The organism is Candidatus Methylomirabilota bacterium (assembly GCA_035260325.1).
Classification (GTDB): Bacteria; Methylomirabilota; Methylomirabilia; order Rokubacteriales; family CSP1-6; genus AR19.
On sequence record DATFVL010000013.1, the window covers coordinates 1 to 18,763 of the forward strand.

Consider the following 18,763-nt stretch of genomic DNA (forward strand, 5'->3'; position numbering starts at 1 on the left):
GGGCGACGCGGCGATGAAGGTCGCGACCGACGCCGTCCAGGTCTTCGGCGGCTACGGCTACACGCGCGAGTTCCCCGTCGAGCGCTTCTTCCGCGACGCGAAGATCATGCAGATCTACGAGGGCACCAACCAGATCCAGCGCGTCGTCATCGCGCGCGAGCTGCTCGGGTTCTGACCCGAGACGCGGAATGACGGGATATCCCAGTCTAGATAACGCGGTGCCGAGGTGTAGGGGATTCCGGCTAACAGCACGGCCCAAGGTGTTTGCGACGCAACGGGCCGCTGGTCAATCGGCGACATGCGGTCCAGGCGCGCCGGATCATCGGTGTTATCGAGTTCTGTCCAATTCTAGTTCGCCGCACTGCGGTGGTACGGAATGACTGGATGATGAGAGGTAGCTCGTCTTCGTGCGCTGGGAGGTTGGCGATGCTTGTCGTTTTCGCGCTGACTTTCGCCTTTCTGGTCGCTCCGATCGTCGCCGAGGCGCAACAGGCGGCCAAGGTCTATCGGATCGGCTTCCTGGGCAACTCCACGCCGGCACTCGAGGCCCATCTCGTCGCAGGATTTCGCAGCGGCCTGCGTGACCTCGGGTACGAGGAAGGCCGAAACGTCGCGATCGAATATCGCTGGGCTGACGGGAGGTACGATCGCTTTCCCGCGCTCATCAACGAGCTCGTGGCCTCGCGAGTGGACGTGCTCGTCACGGCCGGCACGCCTGCCACTCTCGCCGTCAAGAAGGCCACGACCGCCATTCCCCTCGTCATGGTCGCCGTGGCGGATCCCGTCGGCGACGGCATCGTCGCGAGCCTCGCGCGGCCGGGTGGCAACATCACCGGCGTCAGCTCGATCGCCCTCGACCTCGACGGGAAACGGCTAGAGCTCCTGCGCGAACTCCTGCCGAACGCCGTCGCCATCGGCGTGGTCTGGAATCCAGCGAATGCGTCCCATCCGGCCGTCCTCGACCGGGTGCGCGTCGCGGCCGAAGCGTTGCGATTGAAAATTCACCTCGTGCCCGCGCGGACGTCGGAGGAGCTGGCCGACGCATTCGGCGCGATTGCCAAAGAGCGCGCGGATGCCGTCGTCGTGTTGGCGGACCGGCTCATCCTTCACCATCGCGCGCGGATGATGGCTCTGGCTCTCCAGTACCGGTTGCCGGGAATGTATGTGTACCAGGAGCTGGTCGAGGCCGGCGGCCTGGTCTCCTTCGGACCGAACTACGTAGACATCCATCGGCGCGCCGCGGTGTACGTGGACAAGATCCTCAAAGGGGCCAAGCCGGCGGATCTGCCCGTGGAGCAACCGACAACGTTCGAGCTGGCGATCAATCTCCGAACGGCGAAGGCGCTCGGCGTAACGATTCCGCCATCGATCCTGCTCCGAGTGGACCGGCTCATCGAGTGAGTCCGAGCCTGATCGACTCGCATCTGCGAAGGGCGGCGAACCGCGCGCTGGAACGGACCGCGGGCGTTATGCGCACCGACGGTTGTCTTCCGCCCGAGCCTCGCCCCCAGCTGAACCAGTGACCATCTGAGCGATGCCATCGAAACCGGGTCGGCGTCGCTCACGCGTCGCCGAGCAGCAGCTTCTCGTGGAGCGCGCTGAGGATCTCGGCGACCGCCGCAGACGCCCAGACGTCGAAGAAGGGCGAGCGCTGCATGGCCAGGAACTCCCGCGTGTCGCGCTCCTTCCGCTGCGCTTCGGTCTCGCCGGGTCGCGCCGCCTGCATGTGTGAGCGGACGCGGTCCTTGTGATACATGGCCGGATACTCGATGTAGCGGCAGAGCTCGCGGAAGTCCTTCGTGTAGAACACCGCCACCGGCAGCGACGCCCACTCGCCGCCGTTCTTCGCGTTCATGAACTCGAGCATGATGTCGTGGTTGGCGTCGGGGGCGGCGGCGGGGTCGGGGCGCCGCGTCCCGAGGATCTTCTTGCCGTCGCGGTTGAAGATCCGCAGCTCGAGCCCGCCCGCCTCGGCGAGCCGCGCGAGCACGGGCACGTCGCGGCGGCAGTCCGACGACCAGTCCTCCGAGATCACGAGGATCTTCGCGGGCCCATTGGGCTCCGCGGCGAGCCACCTGATCGCGGCCGTCTGCTCCTCGCTCAGGCGCGCCCGGGTGTAGCGCTCGCGAAACACGGCGCTGTTGTCCCGGCGCGGGGCGCCCATCGACCCGCCGTCGGGGAAGTAGCTGCCGAAGGCCTCGCGGGCGAGGTTTTCCGGGCTGCCGGTGTACGTCACGTACTGGTCGAAGGTCATGCCCCTGGCGAACCGCTCGGGAGTGACGACGCTCGTGGCCATGCTCTCCTCCTCGGGGCCCATCATATATAATCGCGCCCACCGGCAAGGAGGCCGTTTCATGGCGAGCACCCGGCTGAATCGTCGCACCTTCCTCTGGACCACCGCCGCGGGCACGGCCGTCCTCGGCGTCCCGCGGCCGCTCCGCGCGCAGGCGCCGACGTTCAAGATCGGCGCGATCCACCCGGTCACCGGCCCGCTCGCCGAGCCCGGCCAGGCATGCCGCGTCGGCGCGCAGATGGCCGTGGACGCGGTGAACGCGGCCGGCGGGATCAAGAGCAAGGGCGGGGTGAAGCTCGAGCTGCTCGTCGGCGACACGCAGAGCAAGCCCGAGAACGGGCGCGTCGAGGCCGAGCGCGTCGTGAACCAGGGCGCCCGGATGCTGATGGGCTCGTTCGATTCCGGCTCGACGAACGCGATGGTATCGGTCGCCCAGCAGAAGCGCGTGCCGTTCCTGGTGGACATCGCCGCCGCCGATCCGATCACGGCGAACGTCGCGAAGTCGGTGCGCGAGGGCCAGCAGAAGGTCCAGTACGTCTATCGCAACTTCCCGACGGGCTCGGGCTTCGGGCGCAGGGCGGTGCAGTACTTCACCGAGATCTTCGCGGCGGCGGGCGTCTCGCCCAAGCGCGTCGTGCTGATGTACTGCAACGACCTCTTCGGCCAGAACCAGGCGCGCGGCTTCCAGGCCGCCCACAAGGCGGCGAACCCGTCGTGGGAGATCGTCGAGTCGATCCCGTGGCCGGAGCCGCCGTCGGACCTCTCGACCGAGGTCTCGCGCGCGAAGGCGCTCAAGCCCGACGTCATCGCGCCGATCACGCGCCCCGCGTCCGCTCAGCTCCTGCTGCCCGAGATCCGCAAGCAGCGCGTCGAGATGCTGGGCATCGTCGGCCCGGGGAGCCCCGGGCTCTACGAGGCGGGCCAGCTCGCCGCGCTGAAGGAGGACCTCGAGTACGTGCTGACGAGCGTGCCGTGGGTGAACTTCAAGAACCCGAAGACCCCGGCGGTCGCCGACGAGTACAGGAAGCGCTCGGGCGGCAAGACGTTCGACACGAACTCCGGCTATTCGTACGACGCCGTCTTCGTCATCGCCGACGTGCTCGAGCGGGCGGCCCGGCTCGACGACCCCGACGCGATCGTCGAGGCCCTGAAGACCACCGACTACGCGGCCGGTCTCATGCAGTACGGCGGTCCCATCCGCTTCAACGAGGTCGGCGATAACCAGAACGCGATCCCCACCATGATCCAGATCCTGGGCCAGCGCCCGGTCGCCGTCTGGCCGAAGGAGGCCGCTCTCCAGAAGTTCGTCTTCCCGCGGCCGAAGGCGTAGCGATCGACCCGACGCTGGTCTTGCAGGGGCTGGTGAGCGGTCTGCTGTTCGGCGGCGTCTACAGCCTGATGGCCGTCGGCCTCACGCTCATCTTCGGCGTCATGCGCGTGGTGAACTTCGCCCACGGCGACATGATGGTGTGGGGGATGTACCTCGCGTTCGTGCTCGCGACGCGCGCGGGCGTGGACCCGTACCTGGCGTTCGCCGCCTGCGCGGCGGCGCTCTTCGTCCTCGGCTTCGCCGTCCAGCGCGCGCTCGTGGACCGCATCCTCGACGCGCCCCACGAGATGCAGATCCTCCTCATGCTCGGCGTCGCCCTCGTGCTCGAGAACGTGGCGCTCGTCGTCTTCGGGCCGGAGCCGACGCGCGTGCGCTCCGCGCTCTCGACGGCCACGATCTGGCTCGGCCCGGTATTCCTCGACGTGGCCCGGCTCGTGACCTTCGGGGTGGCGATCGTGCTGTCGTGGGCGCTGTACGTCTTCCTGTTCCGCACCGACCTCGGCCGGACGATGCGGGCGGCGGCCGACAACCCCTACGGCGCGCGCGTGATCGGCACCGACGTGCGCCGCGTCTACGCGGTCGCCTTCGGCGTGGGCGCCGCGTGCGTAGGGGCGGCCGGGGCGCTCGTCGCGCCGATCGTGCCGTTCCAGCCGCCCACGGGGCTCTCGCTCTCGGTCACGTCCTTCAACATCGTGATCATCGGCGGGATGGGGAGCCTCCTCGGCGCGTTCGTCGGCGGCCTGCTGGTCTCGGTGGCCGAATCGCTCGGCGCGGTCTTCCTCACGCCCTCGCTCAAGGAGCTGGCGAGCTTCTCGCTCCTGATCCTGATCCTCCTGTTCCGGCCGGCGGGCCTCTTCGGCCGGCGCGCATCGTGAAGTGGCTCGGCGCCCTCGCGGTCCTGGCGCTGCTCGCGCTGCCGGCCGTGCTGAACTCCTACGGCGTGACGATCTTCATCCTCATCTTCTTCTACGCCTTCCTCGGCCAGGCCTGGAACGTGGTCGGCGGCTACGCGGGCCAGCTCTCCGTGGGCCACGCGGCCTTCGTCGGGGTCGGCGGCTACACCGCGGCGATGCTCTCGATCGAGAAGGGGCTGACGCCGTGGCTCGGCATGTTCGCCGGCGGCGCGCTCGCGGCCCTCCTGGGCGCCGTGATCGGCTACCTCGGCTTCCGCTTCGGCCTGCGCGGGTTCTACTTCGTGCTCCTCACGGTGGCCTTCGCGGAGATCTGCCGCATCGCCGTCTCGAACATCGACGCCCTCGGCGGCGCGCTCGGCCTCTACATCACGTTCACCGGCGATCCGCGCCAGTTCCAGTTCCAGGACAACCGCGTCTACTACTACATCGCGCTCGGGCTGATGCTCGCGGCGACCGGGATCGTCGCGCTCCTCGAGCGGCGGCGCTTCGGGATCTACCTGACGGCGATCCGCGAGGACGAGGGCGCGTGCGAGGCGCTCGGCGTCGACACGCTCAAGTACAAGCTCCTCGCCATGATCCTCTCCTCGTTCCTCACCGGGATCGGAGGGACCTTCTACGCGTTCTACCTCTTCTCGCTCCAGCCCGGGACGATGTTCGGCATCCCGCTCTCCGTCGAGATCATCCTGCGGCCCATCGTCGGCGGCGCCGGGACGCTCCTCGGCCCGCTCCTCGGCTCGTTCATCCTGACGCCCCTCGCCGAGCTGTCGCGCCTCTACTTCGGCCAGAGCGGCCTCCACGGGCTCCACCTCGTGGCGTACGGCCTGCTGCTGATCGGGGTCGTGCTCTTCCTGCCGCAGGGCGCGTATCCCTACCTGCGGCGGCTCATCGCGGGCACGCGCGCATGACCGGCGCGCTGCTCGAGGTGACCGGGCTGTCGAAGCGTTTCGGTGGGCTCCAGGCTGTGCGCGACCTCTCGCTCCGAGTGGCCGAGCGCGAGATCGTCGCCCTGATCGGCCCGAACGGCGCGGGCAAGACGACCGCGTTCGCCCTCATCTCGGGGTTCCTCACCGCCGACGCGGGGGCGATCCGCTTCCGCGGCCGCTCGATCACCGGCCTGGCGCCCCACCGCGTCTGCGCGCTCGGCATGGCGCGGACGTTCCAGATCACGCGCCCGTTCCCCCGGCTCTCGGTCCTGCGCAACGTGATGATCGGCGCGCTCGGGCGCCACGCCGAGCCCCGCGAGGCCGAGGCGCGCGCCCGCGCGGTCCTCGACGAGCTGGGGCTCGCGGCGAAGGCCGAGCGCCCCGCGGGCGGCCTCACGCTCGCCGAGCGCAAGCGGCTCGAGCTCGCGAAGGCGCTCGCGACGGAGCCCGTGCTGCTCCTGCTCGACGAGGTGATGTCGGGGCTCAACGACGCGGAGACGGAGCGCCTCGTCGCCGAGGTCCGCGCGATCAACGCGCGCGGGATGGCGATCCTCCTGATCGAGCACGTCATGCGCGCGGTGATGTCGCTGGCCTCACGGATCGTGGTCCTCAACTACGGCGAGCGGATCGCAGAGGGCCGGCCGGAGGAGGTCGCGAACGACCCGCGGGTGATCGAGGCCTATCTCGGCGACGAGCCGGCGTGATGGCCGCGCTGCTGCGGCTCGAGGGGATCGAGGCGGGCTACGGCGACATGACGGCCGTGCGCGGCGTCTCGCTCGAGGTCCGCGCGGGTGAGATCGTGGCGCTCATCGGTTCGAACGGCGCGGGCAAGACCACCACGCTCCGCGCGATCTCGGGGCTCGTCCCGCTCCGCCGCGGCGCGGTGGAGCTCGACGGTCGCCGGCTCCAGGAGGTGACGCCCGCGCGGATCGTCGCCGGCGGCGTGGCCCACGTGCCCGAGGGCCGCCAGCTCTTCCCGAGCATGACGGTCGAGGAGAATCTGACGCTCGGCGCGCGTACCGCGGAGAGCCGGCGCCTGCGCGCCGAGACGCTCGAGCGCGTCGTGACGCTCTTCCCGCGCCTCGCCGAGCGCCGGCGGCAGCTCGCCGGGACGCTCTCGGGCGGCGAGCAGCAGATGGCCGCGATCGGGCGGGCGCTCATGGCCCGGCCGCGCCTGCTCATGCTCGACGAGCCCTCGCTGGGCCTGGCGCCGGTCGTCGTGGCCTCGATCTTCGAGGACCTCGTGCGGATCAACCGGGACGGCGTGACTATTCTATTGGTCGAGCAGCACGTGCCGCGCGCGCTCCGCCTCTCGCACCGCGCCTACGTGCTCGAGAACGGGACGATCGCCCTCGAGGGCCCGAGCGCGCGCCTGCTCGCCGACGAAGGGATCAAGCGCGCGTACTTCGGGCGATAGGGGATCCACCGGTGGAGGTGAGGGCGCTGAGGGACGACGAGGTCGCGCTGTTCAAAACGCTCCGCCTCAGCGCGCTGGCCGACGCTCCGGATGCCTTCGCCCGGACGCTCGCCCACGCCGCGGCGCAGCCCGCGTCCTACTGGGAGGAGCTCACGCGCTCGATGACGGCGCCCGGCGGCCAGGTCATGTTCGTCGCCGAGGACGGGCCGCGCGCCGTCGGCCTCGTCTTTGGCCTCCTCGACCGCGCGCAGCCGACGGTCGGCCGCGTGGGCGGCATGTGGGTCGCTCCCGAGGCGCGCGGCCGGGGCGCGGGCCTGGCGCTGCTCGACGCCGTCCTCGGCTGGGCGCGCACACGCGGCCTCGACCGGCTCGAGCTGTGGGTGACCGAGGGCAACTCGGCGGCGGTGAGACTCTACCGTCGCGCGGGCTTCGTCGAGACGGGGGCGCGCGACGTGCTGCCCGCGAACGAGGCGCTCGCCACGGTCCAGATGGCCCTGGCGTTATACTAACGGTCCCATGACGAGCCCGATCATCACCGAGGCGGTCCGGACGCTGATCGAGCGCCGCGACCTCTCGCGCATCGAGGCCGCGGCGGCGATGGAGGCGATCATGTCCGGCGCGGCGACGAACGCGCAGATCGCCGCGTTCCTGACGGCGCTCCGCATGAAGGGCGAGACCGTGGAGGAGCTGATCGGTTTCGCCCAGGTGATGCGCGCGAAGGCCGTCCGCGTCCGAACACGCGCCGACGAGGTCGCGGGGCTCACCGGCACCGACCGCGACATGCTCATCGACACCTGCGGCACGGGCGGGGACGCGGCCGGCACCTTCAACGTCTCGACCGCGACGGCGTTCGTCGTCGCCGGCGCCGGGCTCCGCGTCGCCAAGCACGGCAACCGCTCGGTCTCCTCGCTCTGCGGCTCGGCCGACGTGGTCGAGACGCTCGGGATCAACCTCGAGCTCCCGCCGCCGAAGGTCAGCCGCTGCGTCGACGAGGTCGGTATCGGCTTCCTCTACGCCCCGCTCCTGCACACGGCGATGAAGCACGTGATGGCCGCGCGGCGCGAGATGGGCGTGCGCACCGTGTTCAACATGCTCGGCCCGCTCACGAATCCGGCGGGCGCCAACGCCCAGGTGATCGGCGTCTACGCGGCGGCCCTCACCGAGCCGCTCGCGCGCGTCCTCGCGGAGCTCGGCACGCACCGGGCCTTCGTCGTCCACGGCGCGGACGGCCTCGACGAGATCTCCAACACGGGCGAGAGCCGCGTCTCAGAGGTGCGCGAGGGCGTCGTCGGCACGTTCAGCGTGCGGCCCGAGGACTTCGGGATGCCGCGCGCCGCGATCGGCGATCTGAAGGGCGGCGATCGGGAGCAGAACGCCGAGATCATCCGCGGGATCCTCGCCGGCGAGCCCGGGCCCAAGCGCGACATCGTCCTGATGAACGCCTCGGCCGCGCTCGTCGCGGGGGGCCGGGCGCGCGACCTGAAGGAAGGCGTCGAGCTGGCGGCGCGCTCGATCGACACGGGGGCCGCGCGCGGCCGGCTCGAGCGCCTCGTCGCCTTCTCCCAGGAGCTCGCGCGGGAGGGCGCCTCCTAACGCACGTCACGCACGGGTCCGCGTGGGCGGGCGGCCTTGCGCTCTGCCGTCTCGCGGCCCTAGAATAGGCCGTCGCGGCGCACCCCAAGTCCCCGCGGGTGCTGCTCTCTCGCCTCCGTTTCCGGTGCCGGCGCTTCCGCGATGCGTGCGGCTCGCTGGTGTTCTAGAACACCGAGGGGGTCGGGGTGAGGACGAACGGGAACGGCAGGGCCAACGGGCGGGTCCCGCGCTACCACCGGATCGCCGAGGCGCTCCGCGCGCGGATCCGTGAGGGCGCGCTCCGGCCCGGCGCCCGGCTCGACAACCAGCGACGGCTCGCGCAGAGCTTCGGCGTGACGCTGATGACGCTGCGGCAGGCGCTCGAGCTGCTCGAGCGCGAGCACCTGATCTCGCGCCGTCACGGCCTCGGGACGTTCGTCGCCGCGCCCTCCATCGACTACGACATCCTGCAGCTCCGCCGGTTCGCGGGCGACCTCCAGGCCAAGGGCGAGCACGTGACGACGCGCCTGGTCGGGACGAAGTTCCTCGTGCCCGACCACCGTGTCGCCGACGCGCTCGGGCTGGGGCCGCGCGCGCGCGTGCTCGCGCTCGAGCGGCTCCGCCTGGTGGACGGCCACCCGATGAGCCTCCAGCGCTCGTTCCTCCCGGCGCCGATCGGCGAGGAGGTCGTCCGCGCCGACCTGGCGCGCACGCCGCTCCACCAGGTGCTCGAGTTCAAGCTGGGCGTCGCGATCGAGCGCGCGCGCGAGACGGTGTCGGCGGTGCGCCTCGGCCGTCGCGAGGCGCGCGAGCTCGGCTGCCGCCCCGGGGCGCCCGCGTTCGAGTCCGAGCGCGTGTCCTACGACGCGGGCGGCGCGCCCATCGTCTTCGATCGCGTGTTCATCCCCGGCGATCGCTTCCGGATCACCCGGGAGCTCCATTACGAGCAGTGCGAGCGGCAGGACGCCGGCGCTGCCGCAGGCACGCCCGTCCGAGGCGAGCGGTGACATCTTCGAAGGAGACGTCATGAAGATCCTGGTGGCCGTCAAGCAGGTGCCCGACACGGCGACGCAGGTGAAGATCGGCGCCGACCCACGCGCGATCGACACCGCGGGCATCACGTGGATCGTCTCGCCCTACGACGAGTTCGCCGTCGAGGAGGCCCTGCGCATCAAGGAGAAGCGCGGCCAGGGCGAGGTGGTGGCCGTGTCGCTCGGCCCCGAGCGCGTGAAGGAGGCGCTGCGCTCGTGCCTCGCGATGGGGTGCGATCGCGCGATCCACCTGAACGACGCCGCGTGGAACGACGCCGACACGCTCGCGACCGCCCGGGCGCTCGCCGCGGTGGTCAAGCAGGAGCAGCCCGGCCTCGTGCTCTGCGGACGGCAGGCGATCGACGACGACATGGGCGCGGTGACGGCGCAGCTCGCCGAGCTGCTGGGCTGGGCGTGCGCCTCCTGGATCATGGAGGAGGCCGTGGACGCCGACGGCAAGACGGTCCGCGTCGCGCGCCAGGTCGAGGGCGGCCTCGAGATCTTCGACCTCCCGCTCCCGGCGATCCTCGCGGCGCAGAAGGGGCTCAACGAGCCGCGCTATCCGACGCTGAAGGGCATCATGGGCGCGAAGAAGAAGGAGATCAGGGACGTGAAGGCCGCGGACCTCGGGCTCGGCGCCGAGCCGCCGCAGCTCTCGGTGGTCTCCCTCCAGGCGCTCCCGCCCCGTCCCCCCGGGCGCATCATCCAGGGCGACGTGCCGACAGCGGTCCGAGAGCTCGTGCGCGCGCTGCGCGAAGACGCCAAAGCCATCTAGGGGACGGGACAATGCCGAACGCATGGTGGTGCATCGTCGAGGACGACCGGCAGGGGATGCCGAAGAAAGTGATGGCCGAGGTGATCGGCGAGGTCTCGCGCCTCTCGGGCGGCCAGACCGAGGCCGTCTGGCTTACCGACAAGGCGACCGACGCGGGCCTCACGCAGCTCGGCGAGTGGGGGGTCGGCAAGGTGTGGCTCCTGGAGAACGCGGGGCTCGCGCCCTACCGCAGCGAGGTGTGGGCCGGCGCGCTCGCCGCGCTGGCCACGAAGGAGTCGCCGAAGGCCATCCTCGGTGCCGTGACGAGCCGCCAGCGCGAGATGATCCCGCGCCTCGCCGCGAAGCTCGGCGTCGGGCTCGCGGCCGACTGCGTGGCGCTGGCGCTCGAGGGCGACAAGCTGGTCGCGACGCGGCCCGTGTACGCGGGCAAGCTCCTCGCGAAGGTGACGTGGGCGAAGGGCCCGTGGGTCGCGACGCTGCGCCCGAATGTCTTCCGCCCGGCCGAGGCCAAGCCGGGCCGGACGGCCGCGGTCGAGCGGCCGGCGACGTCGCCGCCGCCGGCCCTCATGAAGTTCGTCGAGCGACGCGAGGAGGCCGCGACGGGGCTGCCCGAGCTCGCCGAGGCCGAGATCGTGATCTCCGGCGGGCGCGGCATGAAGGGGCCGGAGAACTACGTGATCCTCGAGGACCTGGGGCGCGTCATCGGCGCGGCGGTGGGCGCCTCGCGCGCGGCCGTGGACGCGGGCTGGCGGCCCCACCGCTTCCAGATCGGCCAGACGGGCCGGACGATCTCGCCGAAGCTCTACCTGGGCTTCGGGGTCTCGGGCGCGATCCAGCACCTCGCGGGGATGCGGACGTCGAAGGTCATCGTCGCCGTGAACAAGGACCCGGAGGCGCCGATCTTCAAGATCGCCGACTACGGCATCGTGGCCGACCTCTTCGAGGTCGTCCCGGAGCTCACCAAAGAGTTCAAGAAGCTGCTGGAGAAATGAACCTCGAGCCGAGCGACGAGCAGCAGATGATCCAGGCGATGGCGCGGGAGTTCGCCGAGTCCGCGATCCGCCCCATCGCCGCCGAGATCGACCGGGAGGCCCGGTTCCCCCACGAGACCGTCAAGCGGATGGGTGAGCTGGGGCTCATGGGCATCGCGATTCCGGAGCAATGGGGGGGCAGCGGCGCCGACACTGTCGCCTACGTCCTGGCGCTCGAGGAGATCGCGAAGGCCTGCGCGAGCCACGCCGTCATCATGTCGGTGAACAACTCGCTCTACGGCGACCCGGTCCACACGTACGGCACCGACGCCCAGCGCGAGCGCTTCCTCACGCCCGTCGCCTCCGGCCGGGCGCACGGCTGCTTCGCCCTCACGGAGCCCCAGGCGGGCTCCGACGCCACGAACCAGCACACGGTCGCCGTCCGCGACGGCGACGCGTACGTCCTGAACGGGCGGAAGCTCTTCATCACGAACGGGCGGGAGGCCTCCTTCGCCCTCGTCTTCTGCCAGACGGACCGCGCGCAGCGCCACCACGGGATCTCGGCGTTCGTGGTCGAGAAGGGCACGCCCGGCTTCGCCGTGTCCAAGACCGAGGACAAGCTCGGCATCCGCGCCTCGGACACGGCCGAGCTCGTGTTCGACGACTGCCGCGTGCCCGCCGCGAACCGGCTCGGCGCGGAGGGGCAGGGGTTCAGGATCGCGATGGCCGCGCTCGACGGCGGGCGGATCGGGATCGCGGCTCAGGCGGTGGGGATCGCGGCGGGCGCGTACGAGCGGGCGCTCGCGTACGCGCGCGAGAGGAAGGCGTTCGGCGTGGCGATCGGCCAGCACCAGATGGTCCAGTGGATGCTCGCCGACATGGCGACGGCGATCGATGGCGCGCGGCTCCTGACGCTCCGGGCGGCCGCGCTCAAGGACGCGGGCCGGCCGGTCACGGGCGCGGCGGCGATGGCCAAGCTCTTCGCGGCCGAGACCGCCATGAAGGTGACGACCGACGCGGTCCAGGTGCACGGCGGCTACGGGTTCATCAAGGACTACGAGGTCGAGCGCTACTTCCGCGACGCGAAGATCACGCAGATCTACGAGGGCACCTCGCAGATCCAGAAGCTCGTGATCGCGCGCGAGGCGCTCGGCGCGTGAGCGCGGGGAGGCGGGCATGAGCGACGAGCGTGGGCCGGAGGCGGCGCCGCACGAGCCGGCGAAGGGGTCCGAGCGGCCGGTGAGGTTCGAGTCGCTCTCGGGCATCCCGCTGGCACCGCTCTACACGCCGGCGGACCTCGAGGGCAAGTCCTACGAGGAGCGGCTGGGCCGCCCGGGCGAGTACCCGTACACCCGCGGCGTTTACCCGACGATGTACCGCGGCCGGCTCTGGACCATGCGGATGTTCGCCGGCTTCGGCAGCCCGGAGGACACGAACGCGCGCTTCAAGTACCTCCTCGCGCAGGGCCAGACCGGCCTCTCGACCGCCTTCGACATGCCCGCGCTGATGGGCTACGACGCCGACCACCCGCGCGCGCGCGGCGAAGTGGGCAAGGAGGGCGTCTCGATCTCCACGCTCGATGACTTCGCGCGCCTCTTCGCCGACATCCCGCTGGGCGAGGTGACGACGTCCATGACGATCAACTGCACCGCGTCGGTCGCGCTCGCGATGTACCTGGCGCTCGCCGACCGGCAGGGCGTCGCGTGGGACCGGGTCGGCGGCACGATGCAGAACGACATGCTCAAGGAGTTCATCGCGCAGAAGGAATGGATCTGCCCGCCCGAGCCGGCCGTCCGGATCGTGACCGACATGATCGAGTTCACGTCCAAGCACGTGCCGCGGTTCAACCCGGTCTCGATCTCTGGCTACCACATCCGCGAGGCCGGCTCGACCGCGGTGCAGGAGCTCGCGTTCACGCTGGCGGACGGGCTCGCCTACGTCGAGGCGGCCCTGGCGCGGGGGCTCGACGTGGACGCGTTCGCGCCGCGGCTCAGCTTCTTCTTCGACGTCCACAACGACTTCTTCGAGGAGATCGCGAAGCTCCGCGCCGCGCGGCGGATGTGGGCGCGCTTCATGAAGGAGCGCTACCGCGCCAAGCGGCCCGAGTCCATGCGCCTGCGCACCCACACGCAAACCGCGGGCGTGTCGGCGACCGCGCAACAGCCGCTCAACAACATCGCGCGTGTCGCGATTCAGGCGTTGGCCGCGGTGCTCGGCGGCGCTCAGTCGCTCCACACCAACTCCTATGATGAAACGTGGGCGCTGCCTACCGAAGAGGCGGTTACTGTCGCCCTTCGTACTCAACAGATCATCGCCGAGGAAACCGGCGTCGCCCTCACCATCGACCCGCTCGGCGGCGCGTATTTTCTCGAGTCGCTGACCGACCGGATGGAGGAGGCGGCGCTCGCGTACATCCGGAAGATCGACGCGATGGGCGGCATGATCCGCGCGATCGACGCGGGCTACCCGCAGAGGGAGATCGCCGACGCCGCGTACCGCTACCAGCTGATGGACGACCGGGGCGAGAAGGTCGTGGTCGGCGTCAACAAGTACGCGATGCCGGAGGAGCGCCCGATCCACTACCTGAAGATCGACGAGGCGGTCGAGCTCGAGCAGATCGCGAGGGTGGGCCGGTTCAAGGCGTCGCGGGACATGACGAAGGTGGGGCGGCGGCTCGCGCAGCTCGCCGACGCGTGCCGGAACGGCCAGAACGTGATGCCCGTGCTCATCGACGCCGTGCGCGACGACGCGAGCCTCGGCGAGATCTCGGACGTGTACCGCGAGGTCTTCGGCCTGTACCGCGAACCGATCATTTTCTAGAGTGAGGAACCAGTCATGAGCGAGCCGATCAGGGTCACCCGGGCCGCGACGAAGAAGCGGAAGCCGAAGGACAGCGACCTGACCTTCGGCACGGTCTTCACCGACCACATGTTCGTGGCGGACTTCCAGGAGGAGAAAGGCTGGTACGACCCGCGGATCGAGCCGTACGGGCCGTTCAGCCTGGACCCGGCGTGCGCCGTCCTCCATTACGCGCAGGCGGTGTTCGACGGCCTCAAGGCCTTCCGCGGCAAAGACGGGCAGGTCCGGCTGTTCCGGCCGCAGAAGCACATCGAGCGGCTGAACAACTCCGCCCGGCGTCTGTGCATTCCGCCGGTGGATCCGGAGCTCGCCCTGAAGGCGCTCGTGGAGCTGGTGCGGATCGAGAAGGAGTGGGTGCCGTCCACGGTCGGGACGTCGCTCTACATCCGCCCCACGATCATCGCGAGCGAGCCCTTCCTGGGCGTGCGGCCGGCGAAGTCCTACATCTATTACGTCATCCTGTCGCCCGTCGGCGCGTACTATCCCGAGGGCCTCAACCCCGTGAAGATCCTGGTCGTGGACCACTACGTCCGCGCCGTCGAGGGCGGGGTCGGTGGGGTGAAGACCGGCGTCAACTACGCGTCGAGCCTCTACGCCGCCGAGGAGGCGAAGCGCCAGGGGTTCACCCAGGTGCTCTGGCTCGACGGGCGCGAGCGGAAGTACCTCGACGAGGTCGGCACGATGAACATCATGCTGAAGATCGGCGACGAGGTGGTCACGCCGTCGCTCGGCCACGGCACGATCCTGCCCGGCGTGACGCGCGACTCGGCGCTCACGCTCATGCGCGAGTGGGGGCTCCGCGTCTCCGAGCGCCAGGTCTCGATCGACGAGGTCGCGCGGGCCGCCCACGACGGCACGCTCGCGGAGGTGTGGGGCACGGGCACCGCGGCGGTCATCTCGCCCGTCGGCGAGCTCGCCTACAAGGGCGAGCGGATCGTCATCAACGGCGGACGGATCGGCGAGCTGACGCGGAAGCTCTACGACGCGATCGTCGGCATCCAGTACGGCACCGCGCCCGACACGCACGGGTGGACCGTCGAGGTGACGCCATGACCGAGTGCGTCTTCTGCAAGATCTGCGCGGGACAGACCCCGGCGATGAAGATCTACGAGGATCTGCGGACCCTCTGCATCATGGACATCAACCCGCTCAACCCGGGGCACTGCCTGGTCCTCACCAAGGCCCACGCCGCCACGATCTTCGAGGCCGAGCCGGCCGACCTCCAGGCGGCGATCGTGACGGCCAAGCGCGTGGCCGTGGCCCTCAAGCAGACGCTCGCGCCGGAGGGGCTCAACGTGCTCCAGGCCAACGGCCCGGCCGCGTTCCAGTCCGTGGCCCACTTCCACCTGCACCTCATCCCGCGCTGGACGCGCGACGGCCGGGGCTTCGACTGGCGGCTCGAGCCCGGCGACCGCGCCGAGATCGCGAAGACGGGCGAGAAGCTCCGCGCGGCGCTGACGGGCGCCAAATGACGGCCGGCCGCGCGGTGCGCGTCGTCGTCGCCAAACCCGGCCTCGACGGCCACGACCGCGGCGCGAAGATCGTCGCGCGTGCGCTGCGCGACGCGGGGTTCGAGGTGATCTACACGGGGCTCCACCAGACGCCCGAGCAGATCGTCGCGGCGGCGATCCAGGAGGACGCCGACGCGATCGGCCTCAGCGTGCTCTCCGGCGCCCACACCCATCTCTTCACGCGGGTTCTCGAGCTCCTCCGCGAGAAGGGCGCCGAGGATGTCGTCGTCTTCGGCGGCGGCATCATCCCGCCCGAGGACATCGCGGCGCTCAAGCGGCTCGGCGTCAAGGAGCTGTTCACCCCCGGCGCCTCCACCCAGGACATCGTCAGCTTCGTCCGCGAGCACGTCCGGGCCGCCGTCTGAGACGATGATCAAGAAGATCGGCCGGACGTACGTCGTGCTGTCGGAGAAGACGGGGCGCCGCTTCGGCACCTATGCGACGCGGGCCGAGGCCGAGAAGCGCCTGCGCCAGATCGAGATGTTCAAGCACCTCGAGCAGGCCGGAGCCCGCCCGCGGCGCCGGAGCTAGGGCCGTGGACTTCGAGCTGACCGACGACCAGCGGCGGGTGCGCGCGGCCGCGCGCGAGTTCGCCGAGGGCGAGCTCGGTGACCGGATCGCCCCCTACGACGAGCGGCACGAGTTTCCGTGGGAGATCGTGAAGAAGCTCGGGCCGCTGGGGTTCCTCGGCGCACTCGTGCCGGAGGACTGCGGCGGGGCGGGGCTCGACCACGTCTCCTATGCGCTGATCGTCGAGGAGCTCTCCCGCGGCGACGCTTCGGTGGGCATCACGATGTGGGCCCACAACTCGCTCTGCACCGGCCACATCCACCTCTTCGGTTCGCCGGCGCAGCGGAAAACATACCTGCCGCGCCTGGCGTCGGGCGAGGTGCTCGGCGCCTGGGGGCTCACGGAGCCCGGCTCCGGCTCGGACGCCGCCGCGCTCGCCACGCGCGCGGAGGAGCGCGCCGGCGAGTGGGTGCTCAACGGCAGCAAGGCGTTCATCACCAACGCGTCGGTCGGCGGCGTCGCCGTCGTCATGGCGCGGACGGATCCGGAGAAGCGATCGAAGGGCATCTCGGCGTTCGTCCTCGAGAAGGGGATGCCGGGCTTCAGCGCCGGCAAGCCTTACCGCAAGCTCGGCCTCCACGCCTCCGACACCGCCGAGCTGATCCTCGCGGACGCGCGGGTGCCCGCGGCGAATCTGCTCGGCGAGCGCGGCGAGGGCTTCGCCCAGGCGATGCAGGTCCTCGAGGGCGGGCGGATCGCGATGGCGGCGATGGCGGTCGGCATCGCGCAGGCCGCCGTCGATCAATCCGTGAAGTACATGAAGCAGCGGAGCGCCTTCGGGCGGACGCTCGCCGAGTTCAACGGGCTGCAGGGGATGCTCGCGGACCTCCTGACCGAGACCGAGGTCGCGCGCCTCCTGACGCTCCGCGCGGCGTGGCTCAAGGACCGGGGGCGTCCGGCGATGCACGCGGCGGCGATGGCGAAGCTCTTCGCCTCGGAGACCGCGATGAAGGCCGCGACCAAGGCCGTGCAGCTCCACGGCGGCGCCGGCTACGTCACCGAGTTCCCGGTCGAGCGCCTCTTCCGCGACGCGAAGCTGACGGAGATCGGCGAGGGGACGTCCGAGATCCAGCGCCTGGTGATCGCGCGGGAGATCCTCCGGCTCTCGTGAGCCCGGCGCTGATCGCGCTCGAGGGCGTCAGCAAGCGCTACGCGACGAGCTCGGGGCCCGTCGAGGCCCTCCGCGACGTCTCGCTCGCCGTCGGCGAGGGCGAGTTCTGCACCCTCATCGGCCCGTCCGGCTGCGGCAAGTCCACGCTGCTCGGCATGCTCGGCGGGCTCACGGCGCCGGACGCCGGCCGCGTCCTCGTCGAGGGGCGGGCGGTCGCCGGGCCCGACCCGCGGCGCGTCGCGACCGTCTTCCAGGACCCGGGTCTCTTCCCGTGGCGCACGGCGCTCGAGAACGTCGAGTTCGGCCTCGAGCTCCAGGGCGTGTCCGCCGCCCGGCGCCGCGCGCTCGCGCAGGACCTCCTCGGCCCGCTCGGCCTCGCGGGCTTCGCGGGCAAGTACCCGCGCGAGCTCTCGGGCGGCATGCGGCAGCGCGTGGCGATCGGCCGCGCGCTCGCGATCGACACGAAGATCCTCCTGATGGACGAGCCCTTCGGCGCCCTCGACGAGCAGACGCGGCTCCTAATGGGCGAGTGGCTGCTCGAGATCTGGCGGCGGACGCGGAAGACGGTGATCTTCGTCACGCACAGCCTGCAGGAGGCGCTCTTCCTCTCGACGCGGATCGCGGTGATGACGGCGCGCCCGGGCCGGATCAAGACGGTGCTCGAGCTCGGGACGGACTACCCGCGGCCGATGGAGTCGCCGGAGCTGGTCGCGCTGCGCGCGAAGCTCTGGCACGAGATCCGCGAGGAGTCGCTGCGCGCGATGGGCGGGCTCGCGTGAAGGTCGCCCTCGCGCGGCTCGGCCTCGTCGCCGTCGCGCTCGCGGGCTGGGAGGTCGCGGGCCGCGCGGCCAACCCGCTGCTGGCCGTCCCGCCCTCGGCGGTGCTCCCGGCCCTCTGGGAGCTGGCGCGGCTCCGCTCGTATCCCGACCTCGGGGCGAGCCTCCTCCTCACGCTGCGCGAGATCGCGACAGCCTACGCGCTCGCGGTCGCGGCCGGGCTCGCGGTCGGCGGCGCCCTCGGGATGAACCGGCTCCTCGGGCGCGCCTACGGGCCCATGCTCGCCGCGCTCTACGCGGTGCCGGCGGTCGTCTGGTATCCCTCGCTCATGCTCTTCTTCGGCCTCGACGCGGCGTCGAAGATTGCGTTCGGCTTCCTCCTCGGCTTCTTCCCGGTGACTCTCGCCGTTCTGGCGGGCATCCGGCAGGTGAATCCCCACCTCGTCACGGTCGCCAAGAGCTACGGCGCCGGCCGGGTCACGGTCTTCACCCGGGTCGTGCTGCCGGCGACGCTGTTCACGCTGGTGGGCGGCCTGCGCACGGGGCTCGCGCTGTCGGTGATCGGCGTCATCGTCGGCGAGGTCCTCGGCAGCAAGCGCGGGATGGGCGCGCTCATCAACCACGCGTACGGCCTCCTCCGGACGGCCGACTACGTGGCCCTCGTGGTGGTGACGCTCGTGCTGATCGTCGGCACGGACGTCGTGGCGGGG

22 protein-coding genes are annotated in these 18,763 nt (G+C 71.0%); 21 read left to right on the plus strand and 1 reads right to left on the minus strand.

Going from position 1 to position 18,763, the window contains the following annotated elements; translation table 11 throughout:
- On the plus strand, window positions 1-175 hold a 175-nt coding region (locus VKG64_00610; GenBank protein ID HKB23523.1), incomplete at its 5' end, for an acyl-CoA dehydrogenase family protein.
- A 251-nt stretch (window positions 176-426) separates the two neighbouring features.
- Window positions 427-1,401: an ABC transporter substrate-binding protein gene (locus VKG64_00615; protein HKB23524.1), complete on the plus strand. Its 975-nt coding sequence runs from the start codon at window positions 427-429 to the stop codon at window positions 1,399-1,401.
- A 160-nt stretch (window positions 1,402-1,561) separates the two neighbouring features.
- On the opposite strand, the gene VKG64_00620 is transcribed toward VKG64_00615, so the two are convergent.
- Window positions 1,562-2,296: a thioredoxin family protein gene (locus tag VKG64_00620; GenBank protein ID HKB23525.1), complete on the minus strand. Its 735-nt coding sequence runs from the start codon at window positions 2,294-2,296 to the stop codon at window positions 1,562-1,564.
- 58 nt (window positions 2,297-2,354) lie between these two features.
- On the opposite strand from VKG64_00620, the gene VKG64_00625 reads away from it, so the two are divergent.
- From VKG64_00625 to VKG64_00715, 19 genes are all read left to right on the plus strand, one after another.
- The gene (locus VKG64_00625; GenBank protein HKB23526.1) at window positions 2,355-3,623 is read left to right on the plus strand and encodes an ABC transporter substrate-binding protein; all 1,269 of its coding nucleotides are present in this window, start codon (window positions 2,355-2,357) and stop codon (window positions 3,621-3,623) included.
- 32 nt (window positions 3,624-3,655) lie between these two features.
- Complete coding sequence (locus tag VKG64_00630) at window positions 3,656-4,498, plus strand: branched-chain amino acid ABC transporter permease (GenBank protein ID HKB23527.1); 843 nt, start codon at window positions 3,656-3,658, stop codon at window positions 4,496-4,498.
- On the plus strand, window positions 4,495-5,442 hold the full coding sequence (locus tag VKG64_00635) for a branched-chain amino acid ABC transporter permease (protein ID HKB23528.1): 948 nt from the start codon (window positions 4,495-4,497) through the stop codon (window positions 5,440-5,442). The genes VKG64_00630 and VKG64_00635 overlap by 4 nt, the downstream gene beginning before the upstream one ends.
- Window positions 5,439-6,164 carry an ABC transporter ATP-binding protein gene (locus tag VKG64_00640; protein ID HKB23529.1) on the plus strand — a complete coding sequence of 242 codons (726 nt, stop codon included), beginning with the start codon at window positions 5,439-5,441 and terminating at the stop codon, window positions 6,162-6,164. The genes VKG64_00635 and VKG64_00640 overlap by 4 nt, the downstream gene beginning before the upstream one ends.
- Window positions 6,164-6,877 carry an ABC transporter ATP-binding protein gene (locus VKG64_00645; GenBank protein HKB23530.1) on the plus strand — a complete coding sequence of 238 codons (714 nt, stop codon included), beginning with the start codon at window positions 6,164-6,166 and terminating at the stop codon, window positions 6,875-6,877. Before VKG64_00640 ends, VKG64_00645 begins: the two co-directional genes overlap by 1 nt.
- Before the next feature lie 17 nt (window positions 6,878-6,894).
- Window positions 6,895-7,386 carry a GNAT family N-acetyltransferase gene (locus tag VKG64_00650; protein ID HKB23531.1) on the plus strand — a complete coding sequence of 164 codons (492 nt, stop codon included), beginning with the start codon at window positions 6,895-6,897 and terminating at the stop codon, window positions 7,384-7,386.
- Window positions 7,387-7,405: 19 nt separating this feature from the next.
- Window positions 7,406-8,470, plus strand: a complete 1,065-nt coding sequence (gene trpD, locus VKG64_00655) for an anthranilate phosphoribosyltransferase (protein HKB23532.1) — start codon at window positions 7,406-7,408, stop codon at window positions 8,468-8,470.
- 185 nt (window positions 8,471-8,655) lie between these two features.
- A complete protein-coding gene (locus tag VKG64_00660) occupies window positions 8,656-9,456 on the plus strand; it encodes a GntR family transcriptional regulator (protein ID HKB23533.1) in 801 nt (266 codons plus the stop codon).
- 19 nt (window positions 9,457-9,475) lie between these two features.
- Window positions 9,476-10,255 (plus strand): electron transfer flavoprotein subunit beta/FixA family protein, encoded by a 780-nt coding sequence (locus VKG64_00665; GenBank protein ID HKB23534.1) that lies wholly within the window; start codon window positions 9,476-9,478, stop codon window positions 10,253-10,255.
- An 11-nt stretch (window positions 10,256-10,266) separates the two neighbouring features.
- A complete protein-coding gene (locus VKG64_00670) occupies window positions 10,267-11,247 on the plus strand; it encodes an electron transfer flavoprotein subunit alpha/FixB family protein (protein HKB23535.1) in 981 nt (326 codons plus the stop codon).
- Complete coding sequence (locus VKG64_00675; protein ID HKB23536.1) at window positions 11,244-12,386, plus strand: acyl-CoA dehydrogenase family protein; 1,143 nt, start codon at window positions 11,244-11,246, stop codon at window positions 12,384-12,386. Before VKG64_00670 ends, VKG64_00675 begins: the two co-directional genes overlap by 4 nt.
- 16 nt (window positions 12,387-12,402) lie before the next feature.
- A complete protein-coding gene (locus VKG64_00680; protein HKB23537.1) occupies window positions 12,403-14,046 on the plus strand; it encodes a methylmalonyl-CoA mutase family protein in 1,644 nt (547 codons plus the stop codon).
- A gap of 15 nt (window positions 14,047-14,061) precedes the next feature.
- The gene (locus VKG64_00685) at window positions 14,062-15,138 is read left to right on the plus strand and encodes a branched-chain amino acid aminotransferase (protein HKB23538.1); all 1,077 of its coding nucleotides are present in this window, start codon (window positions 14,062-14,064) and stop codon (window positions 15,136-15,138) included.
- Window positions 15,135-15,557, plus strand: a complete 423-nt coding sequence (locus tag VKG64_00690; protein ID HKB23539.1) for an HIT family protein — start codon at window positions 15,135-15,137, stop codon at window positions 15,555-15,557. The genes VKG64_00685 and VKG64_00690 overlap by 4 nt, the downstream gene beginning before the upstream one ends.
- Entirely contained in the window at window positions 15,554-15,961 is a 408-nt protein-coding gene (locus VKG64_00695) for a cobalamin B12-binding domain-containing protein (protein ID HKB23540.1), read from the plus strand. Before VKG64_00690 ends, VKG64_00695 begins: the two co-directional genes overlap by 4 nt.
- 4 nt (window positions 15,962-15,965) lie before the next feature.
- Window positions 15,966-16,127: a hypothetical protein gene (locus VKG64_00700; protein HKB23541.1), complete on the plus strand. Its 162-nt coding sequence runs from the start codon at window positions 15,966-15,968 to the stop codon at window positions 16,125-16,127.
- Between the two features lie 4 nt (window positions 16,128-16,131).
- Window positions 16,132-17,277, plus strand: a complete 1,146-nt coding sequence (locus tag VKG64_00705) for an acyl-CoA dehydrogenase family protein (protein ID HKB23542.1) — start codon at window positions 16,132-16,134, stop codon at window positions 17,275-17,277.
- Complete coding sequence (locus VKG64_00710; protein ID HKB23543.1) at window positions 17,274-18,056, plus strand: ABC transporter ATP-binding protein; 783 nt, start codon at window positions 17,274-17,276, stop codon at window positions 18,054-18,056. Before VKG64_00705 ends, VKG64_00710 begins: the two co-directional genes overlap by 4 nt.
- On the plus strand, window positions 18,053-18,763 hold a 711-nt coding region (locus tag VKG64_00715; GenBank protein HKB23544.1), incomplete at its 3' end, for an ABC transporter permease subunit. The genes VKG64_00710 and VKG64_00715, both read left to right, overlap by 4 nt.